Origin of the sequence: Sinomonas sp. P10A9, from assembly GCF_041022165.1 — a bacterium.
Classification (GTDB): Bacteria; Actinomycetota; Actinomycetes; order Actinomycetales; family Micrococcaceae; genus Sinomonas; species Sinomonas puerhi.
The window spans coordinates 1613503-1627301 of record NZ_CP163302.1 but is presented as its reverse complement, the minus strand read 5'-3'; the positions used below and the strand labels follow the sequence as shown (position 1 = coordinate 1627301).

Here is a 13799-nt window from a genome sequence, read left to right as displayed (position 1 = left end):
CCGCAAACATCAAACCCGACCCCACGAAGAAGAGACTTGACCCCACAAACGTCAAACCCGACCCCACAAACGTGAGACCTGACCCCGCATCGGAAGATCCAGATGCGGGGTCAGGTCTCAACGATGCGGGGTCAGGTCTCAGGCGAGGCCGAAGGTCTCCGTCTCGTCGAACGGGCCAACCACCGTGGTGGTGCGCGGCGCGGCGGCGAGGACCCGTGCGAGTTCCTGGACGTCGTGCGCGGAGACGGCCGCGATCTGGGCGAGCGTCTCCTCGATGTCCTGGAACTCACCCGAGACGAGCTCGGCGCGACCGAGGCGGGACATGCGCGAACCGGTGTCCTCGAGGGCGAGGACGATCCCGCCGGATAGCTGGCCCACGGCCTTCCGCAGTTCGTCGTCGGTGATGCCGTGCTCGGCGAGCTTCTCGAGCTCGGCCGCCATGAGTGCGAGGACCTGCGGTACCTTCGCGGGTGAGCAGCCCCCGTAGATCCCGAAGTATCCGGCGTCCGCGTAGGCCGAGGCGAACGAGTACGTCGAGTACACGAGGCCGCGCTTCTCGCGGATCTCCTGGAACAGTCGCGACGACATGCCGCCGCCGAGCACCGCGTTGAGCACACTCATGACGTACCGGCGCGAGTCGGTGGCCGTGATCGACGGGCAGCCCATGATCACATTCGCCTGCTCGACCTGCCGCCTGACCACGCTCAGTCCGGGCTTGCCCGTGATGGCCGCGGGCGACGTCGTGCGCCGCGCCACGGGGGCCGCACCCTCGGCGAGGGTCCAGCCCGCGGTCCGCAGCGCGTCGAGCACGAGCGAGCACACGACGTCGTGCTCGAGACCGCCCGCGACGGTGATCACGAGCTCATCCGGGCGGTAGTAGCGGCGGTAGTGGTCCCATACCGACTCGCGCGGGACGGCCTTGATCGCCTCGGGCGTGCCGCCGATGGGGCGCCCGAGCGGGTGCTCACCGAGGACGGCGGCGACAAAATGCTCATGGGCGACGTCCGTCGGGTCGTCGCCGTCCATGGCGATCTCCTCGAGGATGACGTCGCGCTCCTGCTCGAGCTCCTCGGAGTCGAGGACCGCGGACGTGATCATGTCCGCGATGACGTCGATAGCCATCGGCAGGTCCGTGTCGAGCACGCGTGCGTAGTAGCACGTGCTCTCCTTGGCCGTCGCGGCGTTCGACTCGCCGCCCACCTCGTCGAACGCCGAGGCGATCTCGAGGGCAGTACGACGCTGGGTTCCCTTGAAGAGCAGATGCTCGAGGAAGTGTGTTGACCCATGCTGGCCTGCGGCCTCGTCACGGGATCCCACACCGACCCAGAAGCCGATCGACGCCGACCTCTGGCCGGGCATGGCCTCCGTGAGGACGCGCACGCCCCCGGGGAGGATGGAACGGCGCACGACGGCGCCGCCCTCCTTCCCGAAGATCGTGGTGGACGCCGGGGCGCCGTCCACGAGCTGGCCTGAGGTCAGCGGCAATTCGACTATGGGCATGCGGCTACGCGTCAGCCGATTCGGTCGCCGGCTCGGCCGGCTCGGCGGCCGACGTGGCCTCGTCCTCGGCCACGACCGGAGCAAGCGAGAGCTTGCCGCGATCGTCGATCTTCGTGATCTCGACCTGGACCTTCTGGCCCACGGAGACGACGTCCTCGACGTTGTCCACGCGCTTGCCGCCCGCGAGCTTGCGCAGCTCGGAGATGTGCAGCAGGCCGTCCTTGCCCGGGGTGAGCGACACGAAGGCGCCGAAGGTCGTGAGCTTCACGACGGTGCCGAGGTAGCGCTCGCCGACCTCAGGCAGCTGCGGGTTCGCGATCGCATTGACCGCCGCCCGGGCCGCCTCGGCCGAGGAGCCGTCGGTCGCGCCGATGAGCACGGTGCCGTCGTCCTCGATCGAGATGTCGGCTCCCGTGTCCTCCTGGATCTGGTTGATCATCTTGCCCTTGGGGCCGATGACCTCGCCGATCTTGTCCACGGGGATCTTGATCGCGATGATGCGCGGGGCGTACTCGGAGAGCTCGTCCGGGCGATCGATCGCGGCGTTGATCACGGAGAGGATGTGCAGGCGGGCCTCACGGGCCTGCTTGAGCGCGGCGGCGAGGACCGATGCCGGGATGCCGTCGAGCTTCGTGTCGAGCTGGATCGCGGTAACGAACTCGGAGGTGCCGGCCACCTTGAAGTCCATGTCGCCGAACGCGTCCTCGGCACCGAGGATGTCCGTCAGGGCCGCGTAGCGGGTCTGACCGTCGACCTCGTCGGAGACGAGGCCCATCGCGATGCCGGCCACCGGTGCCTTGAGCGGCACACCGGCGTTGAGCATCGACAGGGTCGAGGCGCACACGGAGCCCATCGACGTCGAGCCGTTGGAGCCGAGGGCCTCGGACACCTGGCGGATCGCGTACGGGAACTCCTCGCGGGACGGGAGCACCGGCACGAGGGCGCGCTCGGCGAGGGCGCCGTGGCCGATCTCGCGGCGCTTCGGCGAACCGACGCGGCCAGTCTCACCGGTGGAGTACGGCGGGAAGTTGTAGTTGTGCATGTAGCGCTTGTGCGTGACCGGGGAGAGCGAGTCGATCTGCTGCTCCATCTTGAGCATGTTCAGCGTCGTGACGCCCATGATCTGGGTCTCGCCCCGCTCGAAGATCGCGGAGCCGTGGACGCGCGGCAGCACCTCGACCTCGGCAGTGAGCTGGCGGATGTCCGTCAGTCCGCGGCCGTCGATGCGGATCTGGTCCTTGAGGATGCGCTGGCGCACGACCTTCTTGGTCACCGAACGGAACGCAGCGGAGAGCTCCTTCTCGCGGCCCTCGAACTGGCCCGCGAGCTGGGAGGTGACCTCATCCTTGAGAGCGTCCGACGCCGCGTCGCGCGCCTGCTTGTCGGCGATCTGGAAGACCTCGGCGAGCCTGGAGGCGGCGGCTGCCTCGACGGCGTCGTACGCATCTGCCTCGTAGTCGAGGAAGATCGGGAATTCCGTGGTGGGCTTCGCCGCACGGTCCGCGAGGTCCTGCTGGGCCTCGCAGAGGGCGCGGATGAACGGCTTGGCGGCCTCGAGGCCCTCAGCCACGACCTCCTCGGTCGGGGCGGTCGCGCCCTCGTCCTTGATGAGGGTCCACGCGTGGTCGGTGGCCTCGGCCTCGACCATCATGATGGCAATGTCATCAGCCACGATACGGCCCGCTACGACCATCGAGAAGGTCGCGTGGGCGAGCTGGGAGTGCTTCGGGAACGCGACCCATTGGGCACCGTTCTCGTCGTGGACGAGCGCAACGCGCACGCCGCCGATCGGGCCGGAGAACGGGAGTCCGCCGAGCTGGGTGGACATCGACGCGGCGTTGATCGCGACGGCGTCGTACAGCTCATCCGGGTTGACGGCGAGGACGGTCACGACGACCTGGACCTCGTTGCGCAGGCCCTTGACGAACGCGGGGCGCAGCGGGCGGTCCATGAGGCGGCACGCGAGGATCGCCTCGGTCGAGGGGCGGCCCTCGCGGCGGAAGAACGAGCCGGGGATGCGGCCCGCGGCGTACATGCGCTCCTCGACGTCCACGGTCAGGGGGAAGAAGTCGAATCCCTCACGCGGGGACTTGCCGGCCGTCGTGGCCGAGAGCAGGGCAGTGTCGTCGTCGATGTAGACCATCGCAGCGCCGGCGGCCTGCTTGGCCAGACGGCCCGTCTCGAAGCGCACGACGCGCTGGCCGAATCGGCCGTTGTCGATAACGGCCTCTGAGAACTGGATCTCGGGACCCTCCATGGGAGAGCACCTCCGTTTCCGTGTTGGTGGAGGCTTCCCGGAACCCGGTCTTCGATCGAGGCTCTTGGCACGCCCGCCGCTGCGGGCGCCCTCAAGAGCCACTACCGAGGACCGCAGGCTGCCGGTGCCCCCTAAAGGGTGGTGTTTCAATTGTCGGGCCCAGCACAGTGCGGGGCCCGGATGCGGAGCGGCCCGTGCCTTCCGTGCGAAGGGACGGGCCGCTCCATCAGACTATCGGCGCAGGCCGAGACGCTCGATGAGCGAACGGTAGCGGGCGATATCCGTGTCGTGCAGGTAGGAGAGCATGCGCTTGCGGCGACCCACGAGCGCGAGCAGGCCGCGCTGGGTGTGGAAGTCGTGCTTGTGCTGCTTCATGTGCTCAGTCAAGTCCTTGATCCGCTTGGTCAGGACGGCGATCTGGACCTCGGGAGACCCGGTGTCGCCTTCCTTCGTCGCGTATTCCTTGATGATTTCCTGCTTGACGGCGGGATCCAAAGCCATTGGAACTCCTCGTTTCGTGCCGTGCGGCCCGCTGGACACCGCGTCCCCGGGGAACACCGGAACGTCTTCGCTGGAGTGATCCGTTCGAATCAGCCCGAAGGAGAGCCCGGTGCGGCCCAGGCCGCCACGGACTGCAGCGAGGGCCACAGAGGATTCTATCGGTTCCGGTGCCTGCGTGTCGAAATGCGTTCCCTGATGCGCACCGGCTCAAGCGGCGGCTCTCGCAGCTCGGCCCACCCGAGCACCACGAACGCAAGCCCCCAGACGCCCACCGCGAATTCACCGAGCCGGCTTCCGCCGAGGTAGGCGAACAGCAGGACGAATGGCAGCAGGCCTACCCCGAGCGGGATGTAGCGCTCCCAGCCGTGCCAGGCGTGTCCGCGAAGCGCCGCGACACCGGCGAGGAGGAATCCCACGGGGAGCGCGACGGTGGCGACCATGTAGAACACTGCAAGGTCGCCGAATGGCGTCAGGATGTTGCCGATGGCGAGGAACACGAGACCGAGGATCGCGAGGGCGAGACCGGTCCGCGCGATGATGCCGCCGCCGAACGCGTGGTCTGACCAGAGACCGACACAGCCGAAGGCGATGAGGAGCTGGGCGACGCCGATCGCGGGGGCCACGACGGCGAAATAGCCTGACTGGCTCGAGGCGAAGAGCACCCCGGCCTGGAGGACGAACATGGCGGCGCCGCCCACAATCATGGCGAAAGCCGCCCACCGGAACCAGGTCCGGCTCGCGGGACTGCTGGAGGCTGAGTTGTCACTCATGCCGCGAAGTTTAAGCCCCTGAGCCGACCCCGGCCAGAACTCGGCGGGCCTGATCGACGTCGAGCTTCATCTGGTCGACGAGGGCCTCCGGTCCGCGGTACGCGACCATGCCGCGGAGGCGGTCAACGAACTCGACGGCGACCCTCTGCCCGTACAGGTCGAAAGCCTCGGGGGCCTCATCCGGCCGGTCGATCACGTGCGCCTCGACCTGCCGTGCGACCCCAGCGAAGGTAGGGTTCGAGCCGACCGAGATCGCGGCTGGCCAGCGCGTCCCGGACTGGTCGACGAGCCAGCCCGCGTAGATCCCATCGGCAGGGATGTGGCCCACCGAATCGTGGGCCAGATTGGCGGTCGGGAAACCCAGGGCGCGGCCGCGAGCGGCGCCGTGGACCACCTCGCCGTGCATCATGTGCGTCCGCCCGAGGATCTCGGCGGCGGTCCGGACGTCACCCGCATCGAGAGCCTCCCGCACCCAGGTGGACGAGCAGCGGCGCCGCTCGGCGTCGTCGTCCAGGTCCTGCGCGGAGTGCGCTGCGCCGTCGGCGAGCGACGCCCCGGCGCGTGCCTCTGCGGCCGACGCCTGCTCCGTGAACTCCTCGACGACGACGACCTCGAAACCGAACCGCGCGCCGAGCTCCTCCATCGTGGCGAGATCACCGGAGTTGCCGCGTCCGAAGCGGACATCGTGTCCCACCACCACGTGCGAGGCGCGCAGCGCGTCGACGAAGATCCCGCGCACGAACTCCTCGGCGCTCTGCTGGGCGAATGCGAGGGTGTAGTGGAGGACGAGGATCGCGTCGACCCCGTGGGCGGCGATGGCGGCCAACCGGTCCTCGATGCCCATGATGAGATCCGGTGCGGTATCGGGACGGTGGACCTGCGCAGGGTGGGGGTCGAAGGTGACGGCCACGGAACGGCTGCCGCTGTGGCGCGCGGTGGACTTCAGTGTGGCGAGGACCTGCTGGTGGCCGCGGTGCACGCCGTCGAAGTTGCCGATGGTGACGGCCGTTGGCCCGAAATCCGTGGGAATCTCGTCCACTCCGTGCCAGATCAAGACCATCGTCCTCGCCTCGTTGCCCTGTGTGTGCCTGATAAGACTACCGGCTTGACCCGGCACACCCGCTCACGCCTGCGCCCTGCGCGGCCTGTTGTAGAAGAGCCATGCGAGCCCGAGGAACGGCAGGATGAGCGGCACGTACCCGTACCCGCGCCCGAACCCGCTCCACACCGTGTCGTGCGGGAAGGCTGCGGAGTCGACCACGCTGGCCGCGCCGACGGCGAGGATGCCGATGAGCTCGACGAGGATCGCGCCGAGCGTCACGTACCAGCTCGTCACTCCCCGGCGGGCCATGGCGACCGTCGCGACGATGTAGACGACGGCTGCCACTGCGCTCAGCAGGTACGCCAGCGGCGCATCGGAGAACTTGGTGGCGATCTGGTATCCGGCGCGCGCCGTCGCCGAGATCGCGAAGACGCCGTAGACGGCCACGAGGATGCGGCCGAGCCCGGTGCTGCGGGTCCGCGGCGAGTGCTCGGGCTTCTGCGCGGAGGTGTCAGGGGTCATGAGAAGGGGGCTCCGTTCCAGATCTGTTCCATCCGGAACAGCATCACAAAGATCGTCAGGGGGACGGCGCCGAGCACCGCGTTGCTCCAGCGGGTCTTGTCCGCGATGGCCCACCAGAAGGCCACGATCGGCAGGATGAGCGCGGTCGCGAGATAGCCCCAGAACTCCCACACCTCGCCACGGACCGGCTCTCCCCCCGCTTGGCGGATCCCGGCGGCGATGCCGAAGACGACGAGGAACAGCTCGACGACGGCGACGGACACGATCGCCGCGTCCCCGGGATAGGTCTTGGTGATCACCGCGGCGACGCACAGGATGAGCGAGAGCGCGCACAGGACTGTCCCGACGAGGAAGAATGGGTCCACGCTCAGGCGTCCTCTCCGTGGGCGGCGAACACGAGCTCCGGCTTGGCCTGGCCGGCGACGTCCTTCAGGAGGGCGACCAGCGCGCCGTCGGGCGCAAACGCGGCGGTGAGCTCCTCCGAGCCTGTCGCCGGGATGCGACGGCCGAAGGAGAGCTCGACCGTCTCCTCGCCGCTGAGCTCGCGCACGGGCAGGAGCGAGCGCGCGGCGTCGGAGAGGGGAAGGAGTGCGAAGTCCTCGGCGAGCTGCTCGAGGGTGCGGGCCTGCTCGATCGCGTAGGGCCCGACCTGCGTGCGGCGCAGTGCCGTGAGGTGTCCACCCACTCCGAGGGCAGCGCCGAGGTCGCGGGCGAGGGCACGCACGTACGTGCCGGACGAGCACCGTACGGTGACGTCGACGTCCTGGACCTTCCCGCCCCGTTCCCGCCGGATGCCGTGGACGTCGAACGCGAAGATGGTCACGGGACGCGGCGCGAGAGCGACCTCCTCCCCCGCGCGGACACGCGCATAGGAGCGCTCGCCGGCGACCTTGATCGCGCTCACGCTGCTCGGCACCTGGAGGATGCGGCCCGTGAGCTGGGCCGCGGCCTCGCGGATCTGCTGCTCCGTGACCGCAGCCGCGATGCGCTCCTTGAGGATCTCCCCCTCGGCGTCATCGGTGACCGTGGACTGGCCCAGGCGGATCGTGGCGGTGTACGTCTTCTCGGTACCCACGATGTGGGAGAGCAGACGGGTGGCCTTGTTGATGCCGACGACGAGGACGCCCGTGGCCATGGGATCGAGGGTCCCCGCGTGGCCCACCTTGCGGGTGCCGGCGAGCCGGCGGACCCTCCCCACGACGTCGTGGCTCGTCCACCCGCGCGGTTTGTCAACGATCACCAGTCCAGAAAGCACGCCTCCCAGTATATGAAGCCGCGGGAGGCCGCCGGGCGTTCTCACCGCTCAGTACTCCACACGGGCCGCGAAGGCCGTCCAGGCCTCGAACGGGCGGAGCTGCGTGGGGATCTGGACGCGCGTGACCGGCATGACGAAGGGCGGTGCCGCACCCCACAGGTGCGGCACCGCCCTTCCTCGTCGAGTCGAGGTGAACTCGATGTCAGTCCTCGTGGAGCTCCACGCTGTCCGACTCGTCCTCGCCGTCGTAGTCCGCGTCAGCCGAGGCCTCGTCCGACGCCGAGTCCTGGCGGTACGGGTCGGCGTCGCCTGCGTGCCGCGCACCCTCGGCGAGACGGGCCACCTCGGCATCCCGCTCCTTGGCCTGCCGCAGCAGGTCCTCGAGGTGCGAGGCGTTGACGGGGATCTCATCCGCGACGAACTCGAGCGTCGGCGTGAGCCGGATCGTCAGGTTGCGCCCCACCTCGCGGCGGAGCACGCCCTTCTTGGCCTCGAGCACGTCCTGAGCGCCCTCGGCGGCGGCAGAGTCGCCGAGCACGGTGTAGTAGACCGTGGCGTGCTGGAGGTCATTGGTGACGCGGGCGTCGGTGATGGTGATCGCCTCGGCGCGCTCGTCCTTGACGGCCTTGCGCAGCGCCTCGGCGACGAGCACCTTGATCCGCTGCGCGAGTCGCGCAGCACGGGCCGGGTCGGCCATGGGTCTCTCCTTCATACGTCGTGGACCGGGAGCGGCTGGTCAGCCGGTCCGAAGGCGGAGGAAGGGGGCCCCGGTTTCCCGGGGCCCCCTTCGCCCACTCAGGCTCAGACGCGCGGCTTCTCGCGCATCTCGAACGTCTCGATGATGTCCTCGAGCTGGAGGTCGTTGAACGACCCGAGCCCGATACCGCACTCGAAGCCCTCTCGGACCTCGGTCGCATCATCCTTGAACCGCTTGAGCGACTCGATGGTGAGCTTGTCGCCGACCACCGTGCCGTTGCGCAGCACGCGGGCCTTCGCATTGCGGCGGATGAGGCCGCTGCGGACGATCGAGCCGGCGATGTTGCCGAACTTGGAGGACTTGAAGATCTCCCGGACCTCTGCGGTGCCGAGCTGGACCTCCTCGTACTCCGGCTTGAGCATGCCCTTGAGCGCGAGCTCGATGTCATCGATCGCCGCGTAGATGACCGAGTAGAAGCGCATGTCCACGCCCTCGCGGTCCGCGAGATCGGCGACGCGTTCGGCCGGCTTGACATTGAAGCCGATGATGATCGCGTTGTCGACCGTTGCGAGGTTGACGTCGTTCTGGGTGATCGCGCCGACGCCGCGGTGGATGACACGGAGCTGGACGTCCTCGCCCACATCGATCTTGAGCAGCGAGTCCTCGAGTGCTTCGACGGCACCCGACACATCGCCCTTGAGGATGAGGTTGAGGGTGTCGATCTTGCCCTCGGCCACTGCCTGGTCGAAGTCCTCCAGGCTGATGCGCTTGCGGCGCTTGGCCAGCTGCGCGTTGCGGTCGGCCGCCTCACGCTTCTCAGCGATCTGGCGTGCCGTGCGCTCATCCTCGGTCACGAGGAACGTGTCGCCTGCACGCGGCACCGAGGACAGGCCCAGGACCTGGACCGGTCGCGACGGCGTCGCGGTCTCGACGGACTCGCCGTCCTCGTCGAACATCGCGCGGACACGGCCGTGGGCAGTGCCTGCAACCATGTTGTCGCCGACGTGGAGCGTTCCGGACTGGACGAGCACGGTCGCCACGGCGCCGCGGCCCTTGTCGAGGTTGGCCTCGATGGCCACACCGCGCGCGTCCTTGTTCGGGTTCGCGCGGAGGTCGAGCGCAGCGTCTGCCGTGAGGAGGACCGCGGAGAGCAGCTCGTCGATGTTCAGGCTCTGGCGGGCCGAGACATCCACGAACATCGTGTCGCCACCGTATTCCTCGGGAACGAGGCCGTACTCGGTGAGCTGACCGCGGATCTTCTCCGGGTTCGCGCCCTCCTTGTCGATCTTGTTCACCGCCACGACGATCGGCACGCCGGCCGCCTGGGCGTGGTTGAGCGCCTCGACGGTCTGGGGCATCACGCCGTCATCCGCCGCGACCACGAGGACCGCGATGTCGGTGACCTGCGCACCACGGGCACGCATGGCGGTGAACGCCTCGTGGCCCGGGGTGTCGATGAACGTCAGCTTGCGCTCCTGGCCGTCATGCTCGAACGCGATCTGGTACGCACCGATGTGCTGCGTGATGCCGCCGTGCTCGCCCTCCACCACATTGGTGTTGCGGATGGCGTCGAGGAGGCGGGTCTTGCCGTGGTCGACGTGGCCCATGACGGTCACAACGGCCGGGCGCTTCTCGAGGTCCTCGTCGGTCTCCGCATCCAGCTCGGCCTCGAGGTCGATGTCGAAGGACTCGAGCAGCTCGCGCTCCTCGTCCTCCGGCGAGACGACCTGGATCTTGTAGCCGAGTTCCGCGCCGAGCACCGAGAAGGTTTCCTCGTCGAGGGACTGGGTGGCGGTGGCCATCTCACCGAGGTGGAACAGCACCGTCACGAGCGAGGCGGGGTTCGCATCGATCTTCTCGGCGAAGTCTGTGATCGAGGAGCCACGGCGCAGGCGCACAATCGTGGAGCCGTCGCCGCGGGGCACCGAGACGCCGCCGAGCGACGGTGCGCTCATCTGCTCCAGTTCCTGGCGCTTCGCGCGCTTCGACTTGCGCTGCTTGCCGCGGCCGGCGCCGCCCTTGCCGAAGGCTCCCTGCGTGCCGCCGCGTCCGCGGCCGCCCTTGCCGAAGCCGCCCCCAGCGGGAGCGCCTCCACCCGTACCGGGCGCGCCGCCCGGACGGCCCGGACCGCGACCGCCAGTGCCCGCGGGGCGGGCGCCACCGGGCTGCGGACGATCCGTGCGGGGAGGCATCATGCCGGGGTTCGGGCGTGCGCCGCCCGGGCCGCCGCCGGGACGCGGAGCACCCGGGCGGGGTCCGCCCGGACGGGGAGCGCCAGGGCGGGGAGCACCGGGGCGAGGCGCGCCGGGACGCGGGGCCCCCGGGCGCGGGATGCCTGCCGTGCCGCCTGCAGGGCGGGGAGCGGCCGGACGCGGACCACCGGGGCGGTCACCGTCACGTCCGCCACCGGGACGGGGCATGCCCTGGGAGGACGCGAACGGGTTGTTCCCCGGACGGGGCGCGCGCTCACTGTCACGGCCGGAGCGCTGCATGCCCTGGGAGGACGAGAACGGGTTGTTGCCGGGGCGCGGTCCGCTGGGCCGCGGGCCGGGAGTCGCGCCGGGGCGCGCACCCGAGGCGGGACGCGGCGACGGCGAGCCTTCTGCGGGGCGGGCGGCCGGGCGGGGAGCCTCGGAGCCCGCCTGGGGCGCGGTGCGCGTCTGCTCAGCAGCGGGACGCGGAGCGGCGGCGGGACGCTGCGGAGCCGGGCGTGCGGGAGCAGGCGTCTCGGCCTTCGCTGCCGGAGCCGGTGCGGGCGCAGGGGCCGGTGCCGGACGCGCGGGACCGGGGGTCGGTGCCGCAGCGGAGGGCCGGGAGGCGGGTCGGGCAGGCCTATCGCTTGCCTTCGCACCCGACTTTCCGCCGTCGGCGGGGTAAGCGTCGCGAAGCTTCTTCACGACGGGCGCCTCGATCGTCGAGGACGCAGAACGCACGAATTCGCCGAGCTCTGCGAGCTTGGCAACGGCGTCCTTGGAGGTGATACCGAGCTCCTTGGCGAGCTCGTGTACGCGGACCTTGGCCACATTTCTCCTGTCTCGGTCCGCACCGAGCCAGGCACGGACCGTCTAATGCTTGCTGCGGGCTCCCTCAGCGCGGGCGCGCCTCGAGGAGCCGTCGGCGGTGCGCAACGAGAAGTTCATTGCTACGCACTCATCGATTGGGGACTCATCGGGTATCCATCAGATTTCTGACCCGCTTTCAACATGGACCTCAGGAAGGTCAGTGTCCGTCCCGACGGGAGCCGGGACGGAAGTGCCGAAGTAGTCATCGACGCTGCGCGCATCCACCGGGCTACGGAAAGCACGGTGGAAAGCACGCCGCTTGACGGCTTGCTTCAGGCATACCTGATCGGGATGCAGCCAAGCACCGCGACCGGGCAGCCGGCGGCGGGGATCCACGATGACGCGCAGGGCGTCGGTGGGATCCGCCACCAGCCGGAGCAGTTCCGACTGGGCCGCGGTGCGGCGGCATCCGATGCAGGTTCGCAGAGGCTGACCGTGTGTCTGCGTCATCTCTGCTCTCTCACATCGTGCGGGATCGGCGCTTGATACGCCCTACCCTGCCGCCGGGCGCAGGCCCAGACTCATCTATTCTAGACCCTTGGCCGAGGGATCCCGGAATGCGCGCCCCGGGTCCGCTCAGGCCTGAGCGTCGGATCCGATGTCGATACGCCAGCCGGTGAGCTTGGCGGCGAGGCGGGCGTTCTGGCCCTCCTTGCCGATCGCGAGCGAGAGCTGGTAATCGGGGACGAGCACGCGGGCCGAACGGGTCGCCTCATCGACGATCGTCACGCTCGTGACCTTCGACGGCGAAAGGGCGTTCGCGATGAACGACGCCGGCGAGTCGTTGAAGTCGACGATGTCGATCTTCTCGTCGTTGAGCTCTGTCATGACCGCGCGGACACGCGAGCCCATCTCCCCGATGCACGCACCCTTGGCGTTGACGCCTGGCACGAGGGCGCGGACCGCGATCTTGGTCCGGTGCCCGGCCTCACGCGCTATTGCGACGATCTCCACGCTGTGGTCTGCGATCTCGGGGACCTCGAGCTCGAACAGCTTCTTCACGAGCCCCGGGTGCGAACGCGAGAGCGTGATGGACGGGCCTTTCATGCCTCGGTGGACATCAACGACGTAGGCCCTGATCCGCGACCCGTGCAGGTACTTCTCGCCGGGCACCTGCTCCGGCGGCGGGAGGACGGCCTCGACGGCGCCGAGGTTCACCTGGACCATGCTGGGATTGTGGCCCTGCTGGATGAGGCCGGCCACGAGCTCACCTTCGCGGCCCTTGAACTCGCCCAGCACGTTGTCGTCCTCGACGTCACGCAGCCTCTGGAGGATGACCTGACGGGCGGTGGTGGCCGCAATCCGGCCGAAGCCAGCAGGGGTGTCGTCGAACTCGCCGACGGCGTTGCCGTCGTCGTCCTCCTCCACCGCCCAGATCGTCACGTGGCCGCTCTTGCGGTCCACCTCGGCGCGGGCGTGCTCAATCGCACCCGGCGACTTGTGGTAGGCAAGCAGAAGCGCCTGCTCGATCGTCGGAATGAGCTTCTCGACGGGGATGTCCCGCTCTCGCTCCAGCAGGCGCAGCGCGCTCATGTCGATGTCCACTAGGCCTCCTCGGCGTTGTCGGTGTCCTGGTGGTCTTCCAGGCTCGGATCTTCGACGTCCAGGTCTGTGTCCAGATCGACGTCGTCGAGATGGGTGAACTCGATCTCGACCCTGCCGCTGCGGATCTGTTCAAACGGAAGCTCGACGGGTTCGCCCGACTTCGGCTTGACGCCCTTCTTGGCAGGCAGGTCCGGTATGACGACGATCCCGCCGTCCGTCACCTCCTGGAGCCTGCCGGTCACGTTCTCGCCGCCGATCACGTTGACCTTCACGAGCCGCCCTCGGGCCCGGCGCCAATGGCGGACCTCGGTCAGCGGCCGGGCAACGCCGGGCGAAGAGACCTCAAGGTTGTAAGGCTGCCTCTGTCCGCGCGGATCAGCATCCATGACATCCGAGAGTTCGCGCGAGAGCTCGGCGATGACATCGAGGCCGACGCCGCCGGTCTGGTCATCCGTGAGGTCGACGACGACGTGGACCGTGCGGTGCTTCCCCGCGGCCTTTACCGTAACGGCTTCGAGGACGAGGCGGCGTGCCTGGACCGTCGGCTCGAGGAGCGCAGAGAGGCGTGCCTCCTCTCCGCCCGCGTGCGGGTCCAGCCCAGCCTGGGTCGGGGTGGCCTGCGAGGGCAGATCCGGCTCGGACATGGGA

General features: G+C 69.1%; 13 protein-coding genes. All 13 read right to left on the bottom strand.

Going from position 1 to position 13799, the window contains the following annotated elements; genetic code table 11:
• Positions 1–138: 138 nt before the first annotated feature.
• Positions 139–1500, bottom strand: coding sequence for a M16 family metallopeptidase (locus AB5L97_RS07380; RefSeq protein WP_307958948.1), 1362 nt, complete (start codon positions 1498–1500; stop codon positions 139–141).
• A gap of 4 nt (positions 1501–1504) precedes the next feature.
• Entirely contained in the window at positions 1505–3757 is a 2253-nt protein-coding gene (locus AB5L97_RS07375) for a polyribonucleotide nucleotidyltransferase (RefSeq protein WP_307958947.1), read from the bottom strand.
• 231 nt (positions 3758–3988) lie between these two features.
• Positions 3989–4258, bottom strand: coding sequence for a 30S ribosomal protein S15 (rpsO, locus tag AB5L97_RS07370; RefSeq protein WP_307958946.1), 270 nt, complete (start codon positions 4256–4258; stop codon positions 3989–3991).
• A 155-nt stretch (positions 4259–4413) separates the two neighbouring features.
• A complete protein-coding gene (locus AB5L97_RS07365; protein WP_369047042.1) occupies positions 4414–5028 on the bottom strand; it encodes a hypothetical protein in 615 nt (204 codons plus the stop codon).
• A gap of 10 nt (positions 5029–5038) precedes the next feature.
• Positions 5039–6088, bottom strand: coding sequence for a bifunctional riboflavin kinase/FAD synthetase (locus AB5L97_RS07360; protein WP_369047041.1), 1050 nt, complete (start codon positions 6086–6088; stop codon positions 5039–5041).
• 63 nt (positions 6089–6151) lie between these two features.
• Complete coding sequence (locus AB5L97_RS07355; protein ID WP_307958943.1) at positions 6152–6592, bottom strand: hypothetical protein; 441 nt, start codon at positions 6590–6592, stop codon at positions 6152–6154.
• On the bottom strand, positions 6589–6957 hold the full coding sequence (locus AB5L97_RS07350) for a hypothetical protein (RefSeq protein ID WP_374049309.1): 369 nt from the start codon (positions 6955–6957) through the stop codon (positions 6589–6591). The genes AB5L97_RS07355 and AB5L97_RS07350 overlap by 4 nt, the downstream gene beginning before the upstream one ends.
• A 2-nt stretch (positions 6958–6959) precedes the next feature.
• A complete protein-coding gene (gene truB, locus AB5L97_RS07345; RefSeq protein WP_369047040.1) occupies positions 6960–7847 on the bottom strand; it encodes a tRNA pseudouridine(55) synthase TruB in 888 nt (295 codons plus the stop codon).
• A 202-nt stretch (positions 7848–8049) separates the two neighbouring features.
• Entirely contained in the window at positions 8050–8544 is a 495-nt protein-coding gene (gene rbfA / locus AB5L97_RS07340) for a 30S ribosome-binding factor RbfA (RefSeq protein ID WP_307957367.1), read from the bottom strand.
• Between the two features lie 104 nt (positions 8545–8648).
• Complete coding sequence (gene infB, locus AB5L97_RS07335) at positions 8649–11567, bottom strand: translation initiation factor IF-2 (protein WP_369047039.1); 2919 nt, start codon at positions 11565–11567, stop codon at positions 8649–8651.
• 156 nt (positions 11568–11723) lie between these two features.
• Positions 11724–12056, bottom strand: a complete 333-nt coding sequence (locus AB5L97_RS07330) for a YlxR family protein (protein ID WP_307957365.1) — start codon at positions 12054–12056, stop codon at positions 11724–11726.
• Between the two features lie 126 nt (positions 12057–12182).
• The gene (gene nusA, locus AB5L97_RS07325; RefSeq protein WP_369047038.1) at positions 12183–13151 is read right to left on the bottom strand and encodes a transcription termination factor NusA; all 969 of its coding nucleotides are present in this window, start codon (positions 13149–13151) and stop codon (positions 12183–12185) included.
• Entirely contained in the window at positions 13151–13795 is a 645-nt protein-coding gene (rimP, locus tag AB5L97_RS07320) for a ribosome maturation factor RimP (protein WP_307957363.1), read from the bottom strand. The genes nusA and rimP overlap by 1 nt, the downstream gene beginning before the upstream one ends.
• Positions 13796–13799 lie beyond the last annotated feature (4 nt).

Bases quoted from the DNA above. Each gene is read 5' to 3' on its own strand.
- AB5L97_RS07380 (WP_307958948.1), bottom strand. From the start codon at position 1,500: ATGCCCATAGTCGAATTGCCGCTGACCTCAGGCCAGCTCGTGGACGGC.
- AB5L97_RS07375 (WP_307958947.1), bottom strand. From the start codon at position 3,757: ATGGAGGGTCCCGAGATCCAGTTCTCAGAGGCCGTTATCGACAACGGC.
- rpsO (WP_307958946.1), bottom strand. From the start codon at position 4,258: ATGGCTTTGGATCCCGCCGTCAAGCAGGAAATCATCAAGGAATACGCG.
- AB5L97_RS07365 (WP_369047042.1), bottom strand. From the start codon at position 5,028: ATGAGTGACAACTCAGCCTCCAGCAGTCCCGCGAGCCGGACCTGGTTC.
- AB5L97_RS07360 (WP_369047041.1), bottom strand. From the start codon at position 6,088: ATGGTCTTGATCTGGCACGGAGTGGACGAGATTCCCACGGATTTCGGG.
- AB5L97_RS07355 (WP_307958943.1), bottom strand. From the start codon at position 6,592: ATGACCCCTGACACCTCCGCGCAGAAGCCCGAGCACTCGCCGCGGACC.
- rbfA (WP_307957367.1), bottom strand. From the start codon at position 8,544: ATGGCCGACCCGGCCCGTGCTGCGCGACTCGCGCAGCGGATCAAGGTG.
- AB5L97_RS07330 (WP_307957365.1), bottom strand. From the start codon at position 12,056: ATGACGCAGACACACGGTCAGCCTCTGCGAACCTGCATCGGATGCCGC.
- rimP (WP_307957363.1), bottom strand. From the start codon at position 13,795: ATGTCCGAGCCGGATCTGCCCTCGCAGGCCACCCCGACCCAGGCTGGG.